The organism is Pediococcus siamensis (genome assembly GCF_047220215.1).
Classification (GTDB): Bacteria; Bacillota; Bacilli; order Lactobacillales; family Lactobacillaceae; genus Pediococcus; species Pediococcus siamensis.
Genome location: NZ_CP178375.1, coordinates 1237471 through 1254244, shown reverse-complemented (window position 1 = coordinate 1254244; position 16774 = coordinate 1237471). Strand labels below are relative to the sequence as shown.

At 39.2% G+C, this 16774-nt stretch carries 14 protein-coding genes and 1 tRNA gene; 12 read left to right on the top strand and 3 right to left on the bottom strand.

Annotated features, from left to right (window positions below; genetic code table 11):
• Positions 1–78 precede the first annotated feature (78 nt).
• The 9 genes from ACLJJ6_RS06020 to ACLJJ6_RS05980 all read left to right on the top strand — a co-directional run bounded on the left by ACLJJ6_RS06020 (position 79) and on the right by ACLJJ6_RS05980 (position 7245).
• A complete protein-coding gene (locus tag ACLJJ6_RS06020) occupies positions 79–897 on the top strand; it encodes a Cof-type HAD-IIB family hydrolase (RefSeq protein WP_412988327.1) in 819 nt (272 codons plus the stop codon).
• A gap of 17 nt (positions 898–914) precedes the next feature.
• Positions 915–1130 (top strand): hypothetical protein, encoded by a 216-nt coding sequence (locus ACLJJ6_RS06015; protein WP_412988326.1) that lies wholly within the window; start codon positions 915–917, stop codon positions 1128–1130.
• 12 nt (positions 1131–1142) lie between these two features.
• Positions 1143–1421, top strand: coding sequence for a heavy metal-binding domain-containing protein (locus ACLJJ6_RS06010; RefSeq protein WP_412988325.1), 279 nt, complete (start codon positions 1143–1145; stop codon positions 1419–1421).
• A 57-nt stretch (positions 1422–1478) separates the two neighbouring features.
• Entirely contained in the window at positions 1479–1703 is a 225-nt protein-coding gene (locus tag ACLJJ6_RS06005) for a hypothetical protein (protein ID WP_412988324.1), read from the top strand.
• Positions 1704–1798: 95 nt separating this feature from the next.
• Positions 1799–1882, top strand: a tRNA-Leu gene (locus ACLJJ6_RS06000).
• A 1158-nt stretch (positions 1883–3040) separates the two neighbouring features.
• A complete protein-coding gene (locus ACLJJ6_RS05995) occupies positions 3041–3970 on the top strand; it encodes an IS30 family transposase (RefSeq protein ID WP_412988322.1) in 930 nt (309 codons plus the stop codon).
• 73 nt (positions 3971–4043) lie between these two features.
• Positions 4044–4517: an NUDIX hydrolase gene (locus ACLJJ6_RS05990; protein ID WP_412988321.1), complete on the top strand. Its 474-nt coding sequence runs from the start codon at positions 4044–4046 to the stop codon at positions 4515–4517.
• A gap of 365 nt (positions 4518–4882) precedes the next feature.
• Complete coding sequence (locus ACLJJ6_RS05985) at positions 4883–6274, top strand: amino acid permease (protein ID WP_412988319.1); 1392 nt, start codon at positions 4883–4885, stop codon at positions 6272–6274.
• A gap of 311 nt (positions 6275–6585) precedes the next feature.
• Entirely contained in the window at positions 6586–7245 is a 660-nt protein-coding gene (locus ACLJJ6_RS05980) for a deoxynucleoside kinase (RefSeq protein WP_412988317.1), read from the top strand.
• A 126-nt stretch (positions 7246–7371) separates the two neighbouring features.
• Here ACLJJ6_RS05980 and ACLJJ6_RS05975 read toward each other — a convergent pair whose 3' ends face one another.
• From ACLJJ6_RS05975 to ACLJJ6_RS05965, 3 genes are all read right to left on the bottom strand, one after another.
• Positions 7372–8613 (bottom strand): ISL3 family transposase, encoded by a 1242-nt coding sequence (locus ACLJJ6_RS05975; RefSeq protein WP_412988180.1) that lies wholly within the window; start codon positions 8611–8613, stop codon positions 7372–7374.
• A gap of 128 nt (positions 8614–8741) precedes the next feature.
• Positions 8742–10574 carry a heavy metal translocating P-type ATPase gene (locus ACLJJ6_RS05970; RefSeq protein WP_412988316.1) on the bottom strand — a complete coding sequence of 611 codons (1833 nt, stop codon included), beginning with the start codon at positions 10572–10574 and terminating at the stop codon, positions 8742–8744.
• A gap of 85 nt (positions 10575–10659) precedes the next feature.
• Positions 10660–11799, bottom strand: a complete 1140-nt coding sequence (locus tag ACLJJ6_RS05965; protein ID WP_412988314.1) for an MFS transporter — start codon at positions 11797–11799, stop codon at positions 10660–10662.
• Between the two features lie 272 nt (positions 11800–12071).
• On the opposite strand from ACLJJ6_RS05965, the gene asnB reads away from it, so the two are divergent.
• From asnB to ACLJJ6_RS05950, 3 genes are read left to right on the top strand one after another with little or no spacing between them, the layout of a single operon-like run.
• A complete protein-coding gene (gene asnB, locus ACLJJ6_RS05960; RefSeq protein WP_412988313.1) occupies positions 12072–13952 on the top strand; it encodes an asparagine synthase (glutamine-hydrolyzing) in 1881 nt (626 codons plus the stop codon).
• Between the two features lie 19 nt (positions 13953–13971).
• Positions 13972–15516 carry a UDP-N-acetylmuramoyl-L-alanyl-D-glutamate--2,6-diaminopimelate ligase gene (locus tag ACLJJ6_RS05955; protein ID WP_412988311.1) on the top strand — a complete coding sequence of 515 codons (1545 nt, stop codon included), beginning with the start codon at positions 13972–13974 and terminating at the stop codon, positions 15514–15516.
• The gene (locus ACLJJ6_RS05950; RefSeq protein ID WP_412988309.1) at positions 15516–16772 is read left to right on the top strand and encodes a carboxylate--amine ligase; all 1257 of its coding nucleotides are present in this window, start codon (positions 15516–15518) and stop codon (positions 16770–16772) included. The genes ACLJJ6_RS05955 and ACLJJ6_RS05950 overlap by 1 nt, the downstream gene beginning before the upstream one ends.
• The last annotated feature ends 2 nt before the right edge of the window (positions 16773–16774 follow it).

Below are 16774 nucleotides of genomic sequence, written 5' to 3'. Positions count from 1 at the left end.
AATCTAACGATTGATGTTGAAAACGACTTCAATTTTTGATATGGTAAGACTAGTAAAAAAGAAAGTCGATGGTTAGACGTGTATAAATTAATCGTAAGTGATTTAGATGAAACTCTCCTCGGTAGCGATGGCTCAATTTCGCAGGCTAACATTGATGCTATCAAAGCTGCTTCAAAAGTGGGCGTTAAGTTTGTTCCCAATACGGGACGCAGCTTTACGTCAGTACAAGTGTTACTGAAAAAATTAGGCCTTTTTCAAATGGCCAATGAGTTTGTGATTTCATATAATGGTGGGGCCATCATTGAAAATCAGAATAACCAAGTATTGCAAACTAATGAAATGACGTATGAAGAGGCGAAAGGCGTTTTTGAAATTACTTCAAAGTACCCTCATAATGATACCCATGTTTATACGTTGCACAAACTGTACATTTATAATCCGCGCAAGGAAGACCTTGCCTATCTTGAACCGCGGCATGTGGATTATCAGATTATGAAAAATGATGATTTTTCTATTTTTAAAGAAGATAAAATCATGAAAGTGATTACCATGAATCCTGATAAGCATGTTTTGCATCAGGTTCACGATGAGGTCATGGCTGCATTTGATGATCAGTTAAACGCCAGCTATTCATCTGGTATGTATGCAGAGTTCAACCATTTAGGCACCGATAAGGGCACGGCGACGCTAGAATTAGCGGCTAGTCTGGGTATCCAAAAAGATGAAATTATTGCGTTAGGAGATAACAGCAATGATTTACCGATGCTTAGAAAAGTCGGCATGCCTGTAGTGGTGTCAAATGGCACGGATGAGGCCAAATCCTTGGCAAAATACATCACGCAGGATAATTACCGTGCGGGGGTTGCTGAGGCCATTCATAAGTTTGTGTTAGATTAGGTGTGTGGAGGCTTGAGATGTATAAAGTAGCGCTTTTTGGCGTCCCAGGCGTCATTGCACTTGCATTAGTAGTTGTGACCCTGACGATGAAAATAGCCACCTGGTTATTGATTGGGTTGTGGATCGTTGGCTTTTTGGTAGCCATGATTTTTGTGACGATCCTTGAGGTAAAGGTGAAGCTTAATGAGATGCGTCAACAAGAAGAAACAAATAAAAATGATGAAGTAAAGTAAAGAGGGATAGTTATGTTTTTGTCTACGGAAGAAATAAACGTTGGGCACACCATTGTTGGTTTAGTATCCGCTACTAGTCGGATCATGCTGGCAGCCGATGAAATCGACCAATACCAGATGTTTGACCAATTAATTGAAGAGGCAAAGCAAAAACTAACTAAACGTGCTGAGTTAAAAGGCGGTGACGGCTTGGTTGGTGTGCGTTTTAATACCGAGATTGTCAATGTGAATGTGGCACCCAAGTTTTTGATTGTAGTGGGTTACGGAACGGTTGTTAAGTTAGATAAATAAGTGAAGTCGGCCTCGTCTGGTAGTGGGCGGCTTTTTTATGTGAGTTGGAATATCAAGATGAAAACAACAGAATTTATCAAAAAAATAGAAATGTTAAATACGACTCGCGTGGTTCGAAGTGATCAGTCATTAACGCTTAAAAGGGGCTCCCAGACGGTTGCGATGATCAGCCGGGAAAAAGCTTTTAATTTTACGGTGTATGCTAAAGTACCGCGACGTTTATTAAACTTGATTGTCGATTATGCAACTACAGAAATCACGGCACGTGGCAGGCTAACGTAGTATCTATGCTGCTAGACTCACAGTTTGTTGAAAGTCTTCCCTATAAATAGGCTTTTCATTTTTGAGAATATAGTGTAAAATAATGAGTGTTGTTTGCCCCAGTGGCGGAACTGGCAGACGCGCAGCGTTCAGGTCGCTGTATGGGCAACCATGTACAGGTTCGAATCCTGCCTGGGGCATTTTAGAACAATATAAGAACTTTTTAAAAATCAGAAACGCTGGTACAAAGGCGTTTCTGATTTTTTATTATCATAAGAAAGTACTAGAAAACACTAGAAAGTAAATACATTTTGCACAAATTTTGCACAGCTAGGAAATCTTTGAAGCCTTATCTGATGCCTTTTTAACAGTTGATTTATTTAATTCTTTTTCGATTTTTTTGGTCAACGCGTGCTTAAAACTTAGTCCTCCAGTGCTAAAGTGAATGGCGAAAGAGAATGTACTTTTTAATTAAAAAGGGATATAATCAGTGATCAATCTGATTATATCCCTTAACTCATTATGTATAACTAACTTCCGGCGATGCTTGGGCCAACAAACGTTCATACCGCTTTTTCCTTAATTTGTAGTTTACTCATCCATATTGAGATAATCAATCAGACTGTTCAAAATTTTAAAGAATGTATTTAATTGGGTATTATCTGCGTACCAACTTTCATGTCGATGAAATCTATTTATTAATCTTTTCCCTTGGCGAGAGCGATGCTGACTCATTTTTATGTTTTGCATTTGTCTGTGCAGGTAAAATAGTGAAAATGGGTCAATAATTGTTTGAGATTTTTATATTATTTGCTGCTAACTGAACTGGAGCAGAGAGCTTACGCAAAAATTCTTTGTGTGAAAATGGATTTATTAGTAGAGGATTACTATGAGCAAAAGCATTTCGTAAATTTTTGCTAAATTTAAGTAATTATAAATTGTTTTGATTCGTTTAGTATTACTTCTAACTAAGTAAAAATCAATGAACATTGATAAAGTTCCGAAAGTCATTACTTCAAGGAAAAACCATACATTTTTATTAACTATTATTCACCATTAAATTTGTTGGATGTTATGGACATATATCCGAATTTTTTAAGTAACTATGGATATTCAATAAACTTTGCACTGACATTTGTGCAGTTGATAAGCAACAAAATAAGGCAATTTCGACTATAAACAAGTTGAAACTAAGCAAGGAAGAAAGCTTGAGTACCTTAGGAATTCCCAAAGAATTTTTTAGTTATCCGCAGATTATATAATTAATTCGAACACCTAAAAAAATGTAAACAAAGACCCATAGTAATGTCCTACAATGGTAGTCACCACAACCAAACCATGAAAGAAGATACATTACTATGAGCTTCTCTACTTTAACACAATTCGATCGCGGTGCCATCTACCATTTGCTAAATATCGGTTATTCTCAAAACAAAATTGCTTCCGCACTCAATGTGTCCAAATCCACCATCAGTTATGAACTCAAGAGAGTTCAGCCATATAACCCTATATTGGCACAGGCGGATGCCGAACAACAACGACATCATTCAGGAAGAAAATCAATTTTAACTCCAATGCTGAAACGCTTAATTGAGAACCATTTACGTTTGACACATTCACCTGATGAGGTCGCACATGAGCTTAGACTTTGCACTAGCTCAATCTATAACTGGATTTACAGTGGCCAAATCAACTTTAAGGCTGAACAATTGCCCGACAAAGGACAACGTCACAAACATCAAGATGAGCGTCGGGGAAGCTTTCAGGTTGGTAAAACTATTGAAAATCGTCCTCAAGCTATAAATGATCGCTCCGAATTTGGACACTGGGAAATGGATACCGTTCTTTCGTCACGAGGTGGTTCAAAGACATGTTTGGCAACATTTGTAGAAAGAAAGAGTCGTCTAGTTTGGATGATTAAAATTCCAAACCGTAGTCAGAATGCAATGAATAACGCCATTGAAACCTTCATCAGAACCTTTGGTCCAGCTGTAAAATCATTTACAGCTGATCATGGTAAAGAATTCTCAGGTTATCAACTCATTGAAGACACCTATCAACGTGAGGTATATTTTTGTCACCCTTATTCACCGTGGGAGCGTGGAACTAATGAATATTTCAATCGCAAAATTCGTTGGTTCTTTCCTAAAAAGACAAACTTCGCGAAAGTCACAGAAGAATCAATTATTGAAGCAACGGAGTTGATTAACAACCGACCATTAAAAATTCTAAACTGGAAAACTGCCATTGAAACATTCAGGGAACTATTTAGTAAGTGTTCGAATTAAACTTGTAATCTGCGTATCGTAAAAAATGTTTAATACAGATTACGATTTCTGATATTTGAAAGAAGAATAAAAAATGGCTAATTACATTAAATGGATTCGAAGTAAGGTCGTCCATGAAAGAGTTATTTTAAACTTTTCTGCTGGTATTTTAACCAATTCGGCTGGCAAAGTACTTTTACAAAAGAGAAGTGATAAAGGAACATGGGGATTAATTGGTGGGACAATTGAGTTAGGTGAATCGGGAACTGAAACATTAGTTCGTGAGTTTAAAGAGGAGGCTGGTATTGACATTAATACAATAAAGTTGCTTAATATTTATTCTAAATATTTCGATTCCTATCCGAACGGAGATAAAGCGCAAACAATTACCATTTTATATAAAGTTTCGCTAGTGAATGAAAAACAACTTCCTACTTTAGGAGATAGTGAAACTTTACGCTTAAATTGGTTTAATCAAGACGAGTTAAAAGGCATAAAAATAGTAAATCAGCAGCATGAAGACATGCTACAGGATTTTTTTGACAATGATTTTCCAATTCGTAGATGACTATTTCGTATATAAGAAAGAGAATTATCGATAATTAATTTTGGAAATTGGACCTTACTCCGGAAGCCGACTGATTCGCGCCTTTGAATCAGTCGGCTTTTATCAATAGGTTTCCGCCATTTTCAGTCATTACAGTTTGGCGACAGAACTAAATCTAGTTTGGGCAGGTAATAGTTCTGTTTTTCTTTAGCCCACGCAGTTCAGCTAGGTTTATATTTTGGATCTCAAAATTAAAATTTGATTAAAGCAGAATTGTATTTTACTATATTAATATTGACTTTATTTGTCGTGAAGAGATTTTAGGCATAACTATTTAGCAAAGTGCCTTACATAAATTGAAAGGGCAGCAGCCTTTAGGAGGAATCATGAAACAAAATTCAAATCAGGCACCAAGCCTACAACGTTCAATGACGGCCGGACAGATGGAAATGATTTCTTTAGGTGGCGCTATTGGAGTTGGATTGTTTATGGGTTCAGCTTCCACAATCAAATGGACGGGACCGTCCGTTTTGCTAGCGTATATGTTTGTTGGCCTAATTTTGTACATTGTCATGCGCGCGCTGGGTGAAATGATCTATATTAATCCGGGCACTGGTTCTTTTGCAGATTATGCAACGGAGTATGTTCACCCAATTGCAGGGTACCTAGCAAAATGGGCCAACGTTTTTGAATATGTGGTGGTGGGGATGTCCGAAGTGGTTGCGGCAACGGAGTACCTTAAGTATTGGTGGCCAAAGATTAATCCTTTCATTGCTGGGATTCTGATTATTTTATTTCTAGTACTCGCAAATTTAGCTAGTGCGAAGGCGTATGGGTCACTGGAGTTTTGGTTTGCCATGATCAAAGTTATTACGATTATCATGATGATTGTTTTAGGTTTTATGGTTATTTTCTTTGGCTTTGGTAATGGTGGGCACCCAACCGGATTCAGTAATCTTTGGCGTCATGGCGGCTTCTTTACTGGTGGCTTCAAGGGCTTCTTTTTCTCCATGTCGATTATTGTCGGGTCCTATCAAGGCATCGAATTGCTTGGTATTTCGGCTGGCGAAGTTGCTAATCCACAAGAAGCCATTATCAAGTCCGTAAAATCAGTACTTTTGCGTATTTTGATTTTCTATGTGGGGGCAATTTTTGTAATTGTGACAATCTATCCGTGGAATCACCTTAGTGCAGTTGGCTCGCCCTTTGTTTCGACTTTTGCAAAGGTTGGTATTACTTCAGCAGCCGCAGTTATCAACTTTGTGGTTTTAACAGCTGCTTTATCGGGAGCTAATTCTGGTATTTATTCATCAAGTCGTATGCTTTTTAAGTTAGCGCACGAAGGAGAGGCACCTAAAATTTTTGGACGGTTGTCCAAACGAGTGGTTCCTAATATTGCCATTCTTGGCATTTCTGGGGGGATTTTAATCGGCTTTATTGTTGATACGGTGGCTTCATATTTCAGTGAGTCAACTGCCAATTTGTTTGTGGTCGTTTTTAGCTCATCTGTTTTGCCTGGAATGGTGCCCTGGTTTGTGATCCTTTTAGCTGAACTGCGTTTTCGAGAGGGTAATGCGAACTTGATGAGTACACATCCGTTTAAATTGCCGTTTTATCCTTATTCCAATTATTTTGCGATTGTAATGCTGGCTGTGATTGTAATTTTTATGTTTATTAACCCGGATACACGCATTTCCGTTATTGTGGGAGCCGCGGTGTTAATTCTCGCCACATTGATTTACCTGATTCGCCATCGCAAGAGAAGTTATCAAGCCTGATAATTACGTGCATAGCTGTCAAAATCTCCCTCAAGGTTCAGTGATTTTATTTGTCATCTTTTATTAAAACAAATCTGTGCTTAAATGTGGTATGCTAGTTTTTGCGTGTGACTCGTGATTAAACAAGAAAGCGTAAAAAATAAGAGCCAGTATGACGTGATAAAAAAATGAAATCTTAAATTATTTTGCGTCAATCCAGGGATTACGCAAACTTAAGCGCATATGGCATAATTTATGCAAAAATACAAGATGTTGTGTGCTGAAAAAATATGGTATACTAAATCTTGATTAAAGATAAAGAGGGGCCTTGTATGGTGATAATTACAGCAGGAATGATAGGTGTTGGAAAGACAACGTTGACTGGAAAAATTGCAGAACATTATGGTTCAAAAGCTTTCTATGAGCCAGTTGGTGATAATCCAGTTTTACCGTTATATTATTCAGATCAAAAGAGCTATGGTTTTTTGTTACAGATCTACTTCTTAAATAAACGATTTGCTATGATTAAAAAGGCGCTTTCGGACGATAACAACGTGTTAGATCGTTCTATTTATGAAGATGCACTATTCACTCGTGAAAATAACAAGGAAGGAAACATCACGGATACCGAGTTTGGTGTCTATCTAAACCTTCTGGATAACATGATGAATGAATTAAATGATCTTCCAAAAAAAGCACCTGATCTGATGGTTTACGCAGAAACAGATTTTGAAACCATCCTTTACCGCATTAAAAAACGGGGACGCGATTACGAACAATTTGATCATAATCCTGAATTGGAAGACTATTACTTCAAAATGTGGTCGGCTTATAAAGACTGGTATAAAGAATACGATGTCGGTCCTAAGTTAAAAATTGATCTGCAGAAATATGATCTGGAAAAACCAGAAAACGTAGAAGCCGTGTTAGGCCAAATTGATGCCGCGTTAGCAAAAATTCGGCAACCTAAAAATGTTGAACAAGCCATGTAGGCAAAAAAACTGATAATGATCAGCTGTAAAAAGCGGTCATTATCAGTTTTTTTAGGGTCTCTGTCAAATTGTATTGGTGGAGATTTTTGAAAAGCATGTTCACTTCGGTGAATGTGCTTTTTTTGTTTACGCATAAATTAAACTGATACGAATGAAAAAGTTATGAATATTTTGAAAACCAAAACAGCTACGCTTTAACACCTTAATTTTACGATTTAGTCCTTCAATAGGACCGTTGGAATACGGATAACGACAACTATTGAGAACAGCAGGACCATTCTTTATTAAAGTTGAGATAGTAATATCCATTTGGTTGCCAGCCGCCTTGTAGTTGGCAATCAAGGTTTTAAATCCAACCGCATCTTTTTGTTGAATGGCTGTTAGAATTCCTTGATAGGTTTGATACACAGTTTTAAATTCTGGAAATTCATCTAAGGCTAGGTCAATGGCGTTCTGTTGGGTCATGTATTCGTTGATACCGTGTAAATAGATAAGTTTAGTATCATTGACCTTTTCTTCTGCCAAATGGAACAAACGCCATTGCGATTTTAGAATGCGATAAACTCGGGAATGCTTATCTTGAAAAGTATGGATCACACGTGTACGTTCGTTATCCAGTGCCCGACCGGCAAGTTGAATAATGTGGAAACGGTCAATGATGGTTATTGCCTTAGGAAATAACCGATGAATAAAGCCAGCATACTCAGCATTCATATCAACGGTGATTGTTTGAACTTTCATACGTTCTTGAACTGAATAGCGAGCTTCAAAGTAATCAATGATATCCTTACTAAGGCGATCCTTAAGAATCACAATGCGGCGATGACTAACGGCATCGCAACAGTTAAAGGACATTAGATGATTACAGGAACGGAATTCATCAAAACAAAGATTTTGGGGGAGTGTTTTAACACGATAAGCTAAGTGAATATTCGCATTTAAAATGCGTTGAACACTACTTGGTGAAATCCCACAAATCTTAGCGATTTCTTTACTGGTCAGCATATCCCGAGCCAGAACAATTACTTGATGTTTCACATTATGCGTAAAAGTTTCATTACGTTTAACGAGGTTAGTTTGAGCACCACAGGTTTTTAAACACCGTTTACATTGATATCTTTGTCGTTTTAGCTGCATCTCATAACGTCCACCTGATAAGGTTCCCAATCTTAGATGGCCAATGTGAGTTCCATTTTTGATTAGAGATTTATGGCCACAATGAGGACATTTTAAAAGTTGATAGGAAAGGATAGCGTGAACGACATGAACGTGTTGCCCATTGGGATAATGTTCCTTAGTAATCTCAGTTACAGTTAAATTAGGGTCTGTTATTTCGAATAGGCTTAGGATAGAATTAGTTAGGGACATTTGTTTTTCCTCTTTTCGATTTTATTAGGCGATTAAATCGTAACACAAAGAGGGCAAATGTCCTTTTTTTTTCAAAATAAAAACTGGTATCAGTTATTCACCAATACCAGAAAGTGTAGACCCTTTTTTTATTTGTTTGGGTGTTCTTGTTGTTGAATTAGTTTTTGTAGCGTTGGGTTATCACGATGAGCCAGTAACGCCCAGAGAATCGTTACCGTATCCACAACTTCTTGGAAGAAAGCTCCAATCAATGCAGGAATGATACCAGTGGCGGCAATTAACATCAAACCGATACAAATAAAAATGCCGATAAGGACTGACTGTTTGGCAATTTTCATGGTGTATTGCGAAATACTCAAAGCACGGGCCACACGACCAAGATCATCCTTTAAAATCACAATATCGGCTGACTCGCTGGCTGCGGTTGAGCCCCGAGCACCCATCGCAATCCCAACGTCGGCCACCGCAAGAGATGGTGCGTCATTCACCCCATCGCCAACCATTGCGACTGGGCGTAAATGATTTTCCTGCTCTTTGAGAACGGCAATTTTATCTTTAGGTAAGCATTCTGCGTAGACTTTTGTGATACCGATTTGTCTGCCCACCAAGTTTGCAGTTGCCGTTTGATCCCCACTGATCATGAGCGTGTTTTGAACTCCCAAGTTGTTCAATTGGGAAACAGTGGTTTGGGCTTCCGGACGTAATTGATCCGAAAAGGTAATAAATCCTGCGTAATGCTGATTATTCGAAATGAAAATGGCGGTCTGTTTAGGGGTCGTAACGGCCTCGGTAACGACAAAAGCCTTTCGACCGATCTTGACTTGGTCACCAGCAACGTCTGCAGTAATGCCCATCCCAGTAACTTCTTGGATATCGGAAACGGGGAGTAATTTTTGTGGGTCAACGGCTTTTTGGAGGGAGTGGGCCAGAATATGATTTGATTGTTGTTCGGCACTGGCAGCAAGTTGGAGTAGCTGCGCTTTTGAATAGGGAGGTAAGCTGTTAATTTGATCAATGCTCAAAACCCCCTTAGTTAAGGTGCCCGTTTTGTCGAACGCAATTGTTTTTGCTTCGGCAAATTTTTCAATGGTCGTCCCGTTTTTTATGATAATACCATTTCGACTGGCGCTGCTCATCCCAGAAACTAACGCAATTGGTGCTGCTAAAATCAGTGGGCATGGAGAAGCTACCACGAGGACTTCAGCGAATCTTACGGGGTCTTTTGAAATGAACCAGGCTAAGCCAGCGATGATATAAGAAATTAGGGTGAAGGGAATGGCATAGCGATCAGCAAGTCGGACAAAATGCGCAGGCTGTGCCTCAGATGCCTTAACTAATTTTACAATCGTTTGATACTGACTATCAGCCGCTAGTTTCGTGACCTGCATGGTAATTGCCCCATCACCATTGAGGGAACCAGACATTAACGCATCTCCCGGCGTTTTGGTGACCGGGTTTGCTTCGCCAGTTAGCGAAGATTCGTCAAAAAAGGAAGTTCCTGAAAGAATAGTTCCATCAACAGGGACAACTTCGCCTGGTTTGACGACCAGCTGGTCATGAAGCGTCACATCATCCACAGGTTTCGTTACTAAATGATCATTTGTGACGACGTGGGCGGTTCGTGGTGAATTGTCTAATAAGTTTTGGAGCTCCCGACCAGCTTTATGGGCCGCGTAGTCTTCGAGTGAATCGCCACCGGTAAGCATGATAAGCACGACGATACTAGCCCAATACTCTCCAACAGCTAAGGTAGCAATAATGGCTGTAATTGCGAGTAAGTCGACACCATACTTTCCAGAGCGGAGGGTCTTAATCATCTCAAAAAGCATACTAATTGAGATGAGAATACCAATGACTGTAATGACAATCTGCGCTGCCAAAGGCATATGGAAGATAAACTCTAGCAACAAAGCAAGGATACCAAGGAGAAGAACGAGTAAAAATTTAATAGCGTGTTTCATAAAACTGGGCAACTTCTTTCTTATTTAGAATCATTCTAATTACATTATAAACATTTAGATTCTAAAATACCAGTTCCAAAGAAACTTATTTTTCTTGTTTTGTTTTTAAGGTGAGAACCGGAAGAATGAGAAAAAGGTGAATCAAAAACATCGCCAAAAAGGTCCAATCATAGTTAAAATGCGTAATTAAAAAGCCACCAAATAGAGGTCCTAAAGCCCGTCCCATTGAACCTGAAAAGCTCCCTAGAGACTGAATAGTTCCGCGATTACGATCAGTGGCATAGCGATTTAGTAAAGCCGGGATTGCAATTAAGGCTAACATCTCCCCCAAAGTGACCAGCGTAATTCCTAAGACGTAACGCCAGTAGGCACCAGTATTAATAATAGAAACATAGGAAAGCGCGAAGGCTAGTAAGCCCAGAATGATGCGGCTTTTTTCTGATCGGAAGCTGGGCTTAAAGAGCCGGTTCATAAATGGCTGTACCAGAATTACTTCAATTGTACTGATTGTAAATAGAAAACTGTACTTGGGAACAGAGATGTGTTTTGCAATCATGAGCACCGAAACATTACTATTCCATTGCTCGTAACAAATCCACACAATGATCATTACCAAGCAGACTAACAAAATACTGGGCCAGGCACGGACAGCTCCTTTGGTGGCGATGGGATTTTTTTCGACGGTCGTTTTTTTAATGGTATGAAAAGCAAATTTTATCAGCAGTGTGGTGAGTAAAAATAAAATGGCGGAACTAAAAAAAACCACCCGGATACTAATGCCAAATAAAATTCCTGATAGAAAAGTGGCTAATCCCATCCCTAAGCTGGCGAACCAGTAACCATTGTTAAAAATATTGGGGTCGGAAACTTGTAAAAAGGCAATGTAGCCATTAATCGAGGAATTTAACCCACCCAGGCAAAGACCGTAAAGCGTAATTAAAATAGGATAGATCGGCCATTGGGGAAAAAGCCCAAGAAAAACGAGCGCCAAGACAACCCCGCTACCACTGTAAAACATCAGGGGCTTTTGCTGCCAACTATCAAAGAGCTTGCCGCCAATTAAATTACCAACCATCATCGCACCCGAAAAGCAGAATAAGACGTAACCAGCTGTGACTAGACTTTTATGGAGCGTTCCGTGAATGTAAAGGGTGGTAATTGGCATAATTAGGCCGATCCCCATATTGACCAGCATATTTGTGAATAAAACAGATTTATTTTTCATGACCGCAGCTAACCTCCAACAGTACTAAAGTTCTCATCATTTATTAATCTTACTATTACATAGCTACCTATTATTTTCAACGGTTTTTAAGAAATCAGCATTGGTTTCCAGATATCGGGTATCAAGTGGCTATAAGCTGTTAAGAGTTTGTAATGTCGGTAGTATTCTAGCCCTAAATTTGGTAAAATACTTCTGTTGCGGTTGATTACTGAAAACTCATTAACACCGCGTTTAATTTGAAATTTAACTAAAAACAAAGGGGTCTAATAAAAATGTGTGGATTTGTGGGGTATCTTAACCAAAGCGATGTCAATTCTGACGTCATCAAATCAATGGCGGATCGGATTAAACATCGGGGTCCCGACGATGAGGCTTATTTTCAAGATGAAGATGCTTCGTTAGGATTCAGACGCCTTTCAATTATTGATTTAGCTCATGGCAAACAGCCCATGCTAAATGCAACGAAAACAAAGGTTTTAACTTTTAATGGTGAAATTTATAATTACAAGGAAATTCGCGAAGAATTAAAGCAATTAGGATACGAATTTAAAACGGATGTTGATTCAGAAGTTCTGATTCACGGCTATGATGCTTGGGGACCAGATTTACTGCAAAAATTGCGCGGCATGTACGCGTTTGTGATTTACGACATGCAAAAAAAAGAAGTGTTTGGGGCGCGTGACCATTTTGGAATTAAACCACTTTATTATTACGATGATGGGCAAACTTTCTTGTGGGCATCAGAAATCAAAGCCTTTTTAGAACATCCCAATTTTCATAAAGAATTTAACGAACGCTTGCTACCCATTCACTTGAGTTTTGAGTTTATTCCTTCAAAAGAAACAATGTTCAAAAATGTTTATAAGCTTTTGCCAGGAACCTATTTCTTGCACAAAGATGGTAAAACAGAAACGCATCGTTACTTTAAGTTTAACTATGATCATATTGATAATTCCCAAACGGTTGAAGAAGATGCGCAAAAGATTCGGGGCATTGTTAAAGATTCGGTTAAAGCACATATGATCGCCGATGTTGAAGTTGGCAGCTTTTTGTCGAGCGGCATTGATTCTAGTTACGTCTTAGCAGAGGCGGCTAAGTTAAAACCAATTCAGTCTTTTTCGTTAGGGTTTAACGATTCCAAGTACAGTGAACTCAGTTATTCAACCGAGTTTGCTAAAGAAATTCATCAACAAAATACACCGTTGACTATGGATGGCGATGATTATTTTGATATTCTGCCAACGATTATGTATTACATGGATGAGCCGTTATCCAATCCATCGGCTATGCAGTTATATTATCTCTCTAAGGGAACTAGAGAACATGTCAAGGTCGCTTTATCAGGTGAGGGAGCGGATGAATTCTTTGGCGGATACAATACGTATCTAGAAGCTTTTCCATTTGAGCGCTATCAAAAAATGGTGCCACAATTCATCCGAACCGGTTTAGCACGTCTTGTACAAAATATGCCTCGTTTCCACGGCAAACGTTTCTTAGTGCGGGGAGCAGAACCGCTAAGTGAACGGTATTACCGAGTAAATTACGTTTTTGATAAACACGAACGCGATGAAATTTTACGGGATCCTAGTTTGAACGTCGATTCTGGTGCATACACGAAACATATTTTTGACGAGGTCAAAGATAAAGACGAAATGACACAGATGCAGTATTTTGACATCAATACCTGGTTACCATTTGATATTTTGCATAAAGCGGATCGAATGAGTATGTGTAATTCGCTAGAAGTTCGTACGCCATTGGTGGATAAGGAAGTTGCTAAATTTGCTGCCACCATGCCGATTAAGACACGTATTCATAAAGATGAAACCAAGATTTCTTTACGGACGGCAGCAGAGAGTGAGTTGCCAGAACGGGTGGCTAAAAAAGAGAAAATGGGCTTCCCATCTCCAATTGCAAGTTGGATTAAAGAAGACAAGTATCGCAAGCGTATCGAAACCGCTTTTAACTCTGATGTGGCCAAGAAATTTTTCAAACCAGAGGCTTTAATGCATATTTTGCATGAACATATTAATGGCAAATCAAGCATGCAAAAAATCTTTACAATTTATACCTTTATTTTGTGGTATGAGGTTTATTTCCCAGAGAATACCACCGCTACGACCAGTAAGTTAGTTCATCGCACACAAGTTTAATATTTTGGAGATGGAGAATATGGCACTTGAGATTGCCGAAATTATAATTATTTTAAAGGAACATCATTTACTGAAACACATTGTAAATAATGTCGAAGGCGATCATCAAAAAATTACGGGAGTTACGTATGATTCTCGTCATGTTGCTGCCAATGATCTTTTCTTTTGTAAGGGGAATTTTAAACCTGAGTATTTAGAAACTGCTCAGGCAAAGGGAGCCACCGTTTACGTGGCGGAACATCAATTTGACCGGGTTTCCGCAATGTGCGGAATTATCGTGACTAATGTTTCCAAAGCGATGGCCCTGATTGGTGCTGCCTATTATGATTATCCGCAAAATGACTTATTTATCATTGCCTTTACCGGCACAAAGGGAAAAACGACTTCGGCCTACTTTACGCGCCATATTTTGAATACGATCTCTAAAGATCAGGTGGCGCTATTTTCAACCATTGATCGCATTATCGGTCCTAAGGCAGAGCAAGAATTCAAGTCGGATCTCACGACGCCGGAATCACTCAATCTGTTTCACGATATGCGGGAAGCCGTAAATAACGGGATGCACTCGCTGGTTATGGAAGTGTCTTCACAATCCTATTTAAGAAACCGCGTCTATGGGCTGCATTTTGATGTGGGTGTCTTTTTGAACATTACGCCGGATCATATTGGCCGCAATGAACACCCGACCTTTGAAAACTATTTGCATTGTAAATTACAATTACTAGTCAATTCGCGAACCTGTATCATTAACGCGCAAACGGACCATTTAGAAGAAGTTTATCAGGCTGCCCGCGCTACGACTAAGCCTGAAAATATCTATCTGTTTAAACAGGCCAATGCCAAAATTGAGAATCCGGCGCCCGTAGACTTCGTATTTTATAATGACCGCGATGATTTACAGCTTACAGAAATTGAGGTAAAAGCTTTAAGTCCTAAGGGGGCAGCGCTGCACATTGATGGTCGTTATGATTTAAGTATGCCAGGCAGTTATAATCAAAGTAATGCCACAAGTGCGCTGATTGCTTCCGGATTAGCGGGTGCGAGCTATCCGCAGACCAAAAGCCTGTTAGCTAAGGTGAAAGTACCCGGGCGCATGGAGTCCATTGTTTCTAAAAAGCATGGCGTCATTTACGTCGACTATGCCCATAATTATGCTAGTATGAATGCGTTGCTTAGTTTTTTGCGTAGTCAATATCCTAGCGGTCGGATGATTGTGGTTGTAGGTAGCCCCGGCGATAAGGGGATTTCTCGGCGTAAAGGGTTTGGAGAAGCTCTTAGCGCCCATGCGGACATTGCCATTTTGACAGCTGATGACCCTGGATTTGAAGATCCCAACGATATTATTGCGGAAATTGATCAGTATATCGATCATCAAAAAGTGCAAGTTGAAAAAATTGTCGATCGCTACGCGGCTATTAAAGAGGCTATCACGATTAGCCATCCAGAAGACGTGGTTGTCTTGGCAGCTAAGGGGGAAGACCCTTATCAAAAGGTTAAAGGCGTTGACACCCCATGGCCAACCGATACTAAGGTCGCAAAAGAAGTTTTGAAAGGACTGGCATAATGGAAAAAAACAAATCTGATTTTATTCCGATTCTCTTAGGTAGTGATTTTAATGCGTATGGCATGGCGCGTTCTTTCTATAAGATGACCGGAAAAAAAGTAAAAGCTTTTGCAGAAAAAGAATTAGCACCAACAAGGTTCACTAAAATTGTGGATCTGGAGCTGATTCCTGGTTTTGCCGAGGATCCTGTTTTCTTTGAAACCATGCGTAAAATTATGAAACGTTATGAGGGCCGTCCTGAAAAACTTTTGCTTCTGGGAATGGGCGACGGTTATGCGGAGTTGATTGCCAAGCACAAAGATGACTTATCAAAAGTGTTTGTTTGTCCCTATGTGGACTATGAGTTGTTGCGTCAATTAAATAATAAAGAGCGTTTTTATCAAATTTGTGATGAGTTTGACTTGCCATATCCCCAAACGCGGATTATTACTAAGGCAGATTATGAAAGTTCCAAGAAAATTGAGGAGCCCTTTGAATATCCAGTAGCCCTGAAGCCTACTAATAGTGTCGAATGGTTGGACATTCACTTTGAAGGGCGTAAGAAAGCTTTTCGTATTAAGTCACGCGCCGAATTCGATGAAATTGTGGGAAAGATTTACGATAATGGCTATACATCAGATCTAATCTTACAAGATTTTGTTCCGGGCGATGATAGCAATATGCGGGTTTTGAATGCTTATGTGGATCAATATCATCACGTAAAAATGATGTGTTTGGGGCACCCCTTACTTGAAGATGTGGCCCCGTCTGCAATTGGTAATTATGTGGCAATTTTGCCCGAGTATAATTCCATAATTTATAAAACAATTCAGGACTTTTTGGAAAAAATTAAATTTACCGGCTATGCTAATTTTGATTTGAAGTACGATTCTCGTGATCAGACGTTCAAGTTATTTGAAATGAATCTCCGTCAGGGGAGAAGCAGCTTCTTTGTAACACTTAACGGTTATAATCTAGCAAAATGGGTTGTCGACGATTACGTCACAGGTGAACTGAAAAATAAGCCGACTGTTTATGCTAATCGTGCGGAAGATACCCATCAACTTTGGTTAGGAGTTCCCATTAAGGTATTCAAGAAGTATGCGCGGAACAACCGGGACAAATTAACCGCCTTAAAACTGATCAAACAGAAGCGATACGGGATGACAGCTTTTGATAAAAAAGATATGAATCTAAAGCGATTTGCGTTATTGACTTGGATGAACCATAACTATGTTAAGAACTTTGATCGTTATTTTGAAGAAAATAAGGGATGAGC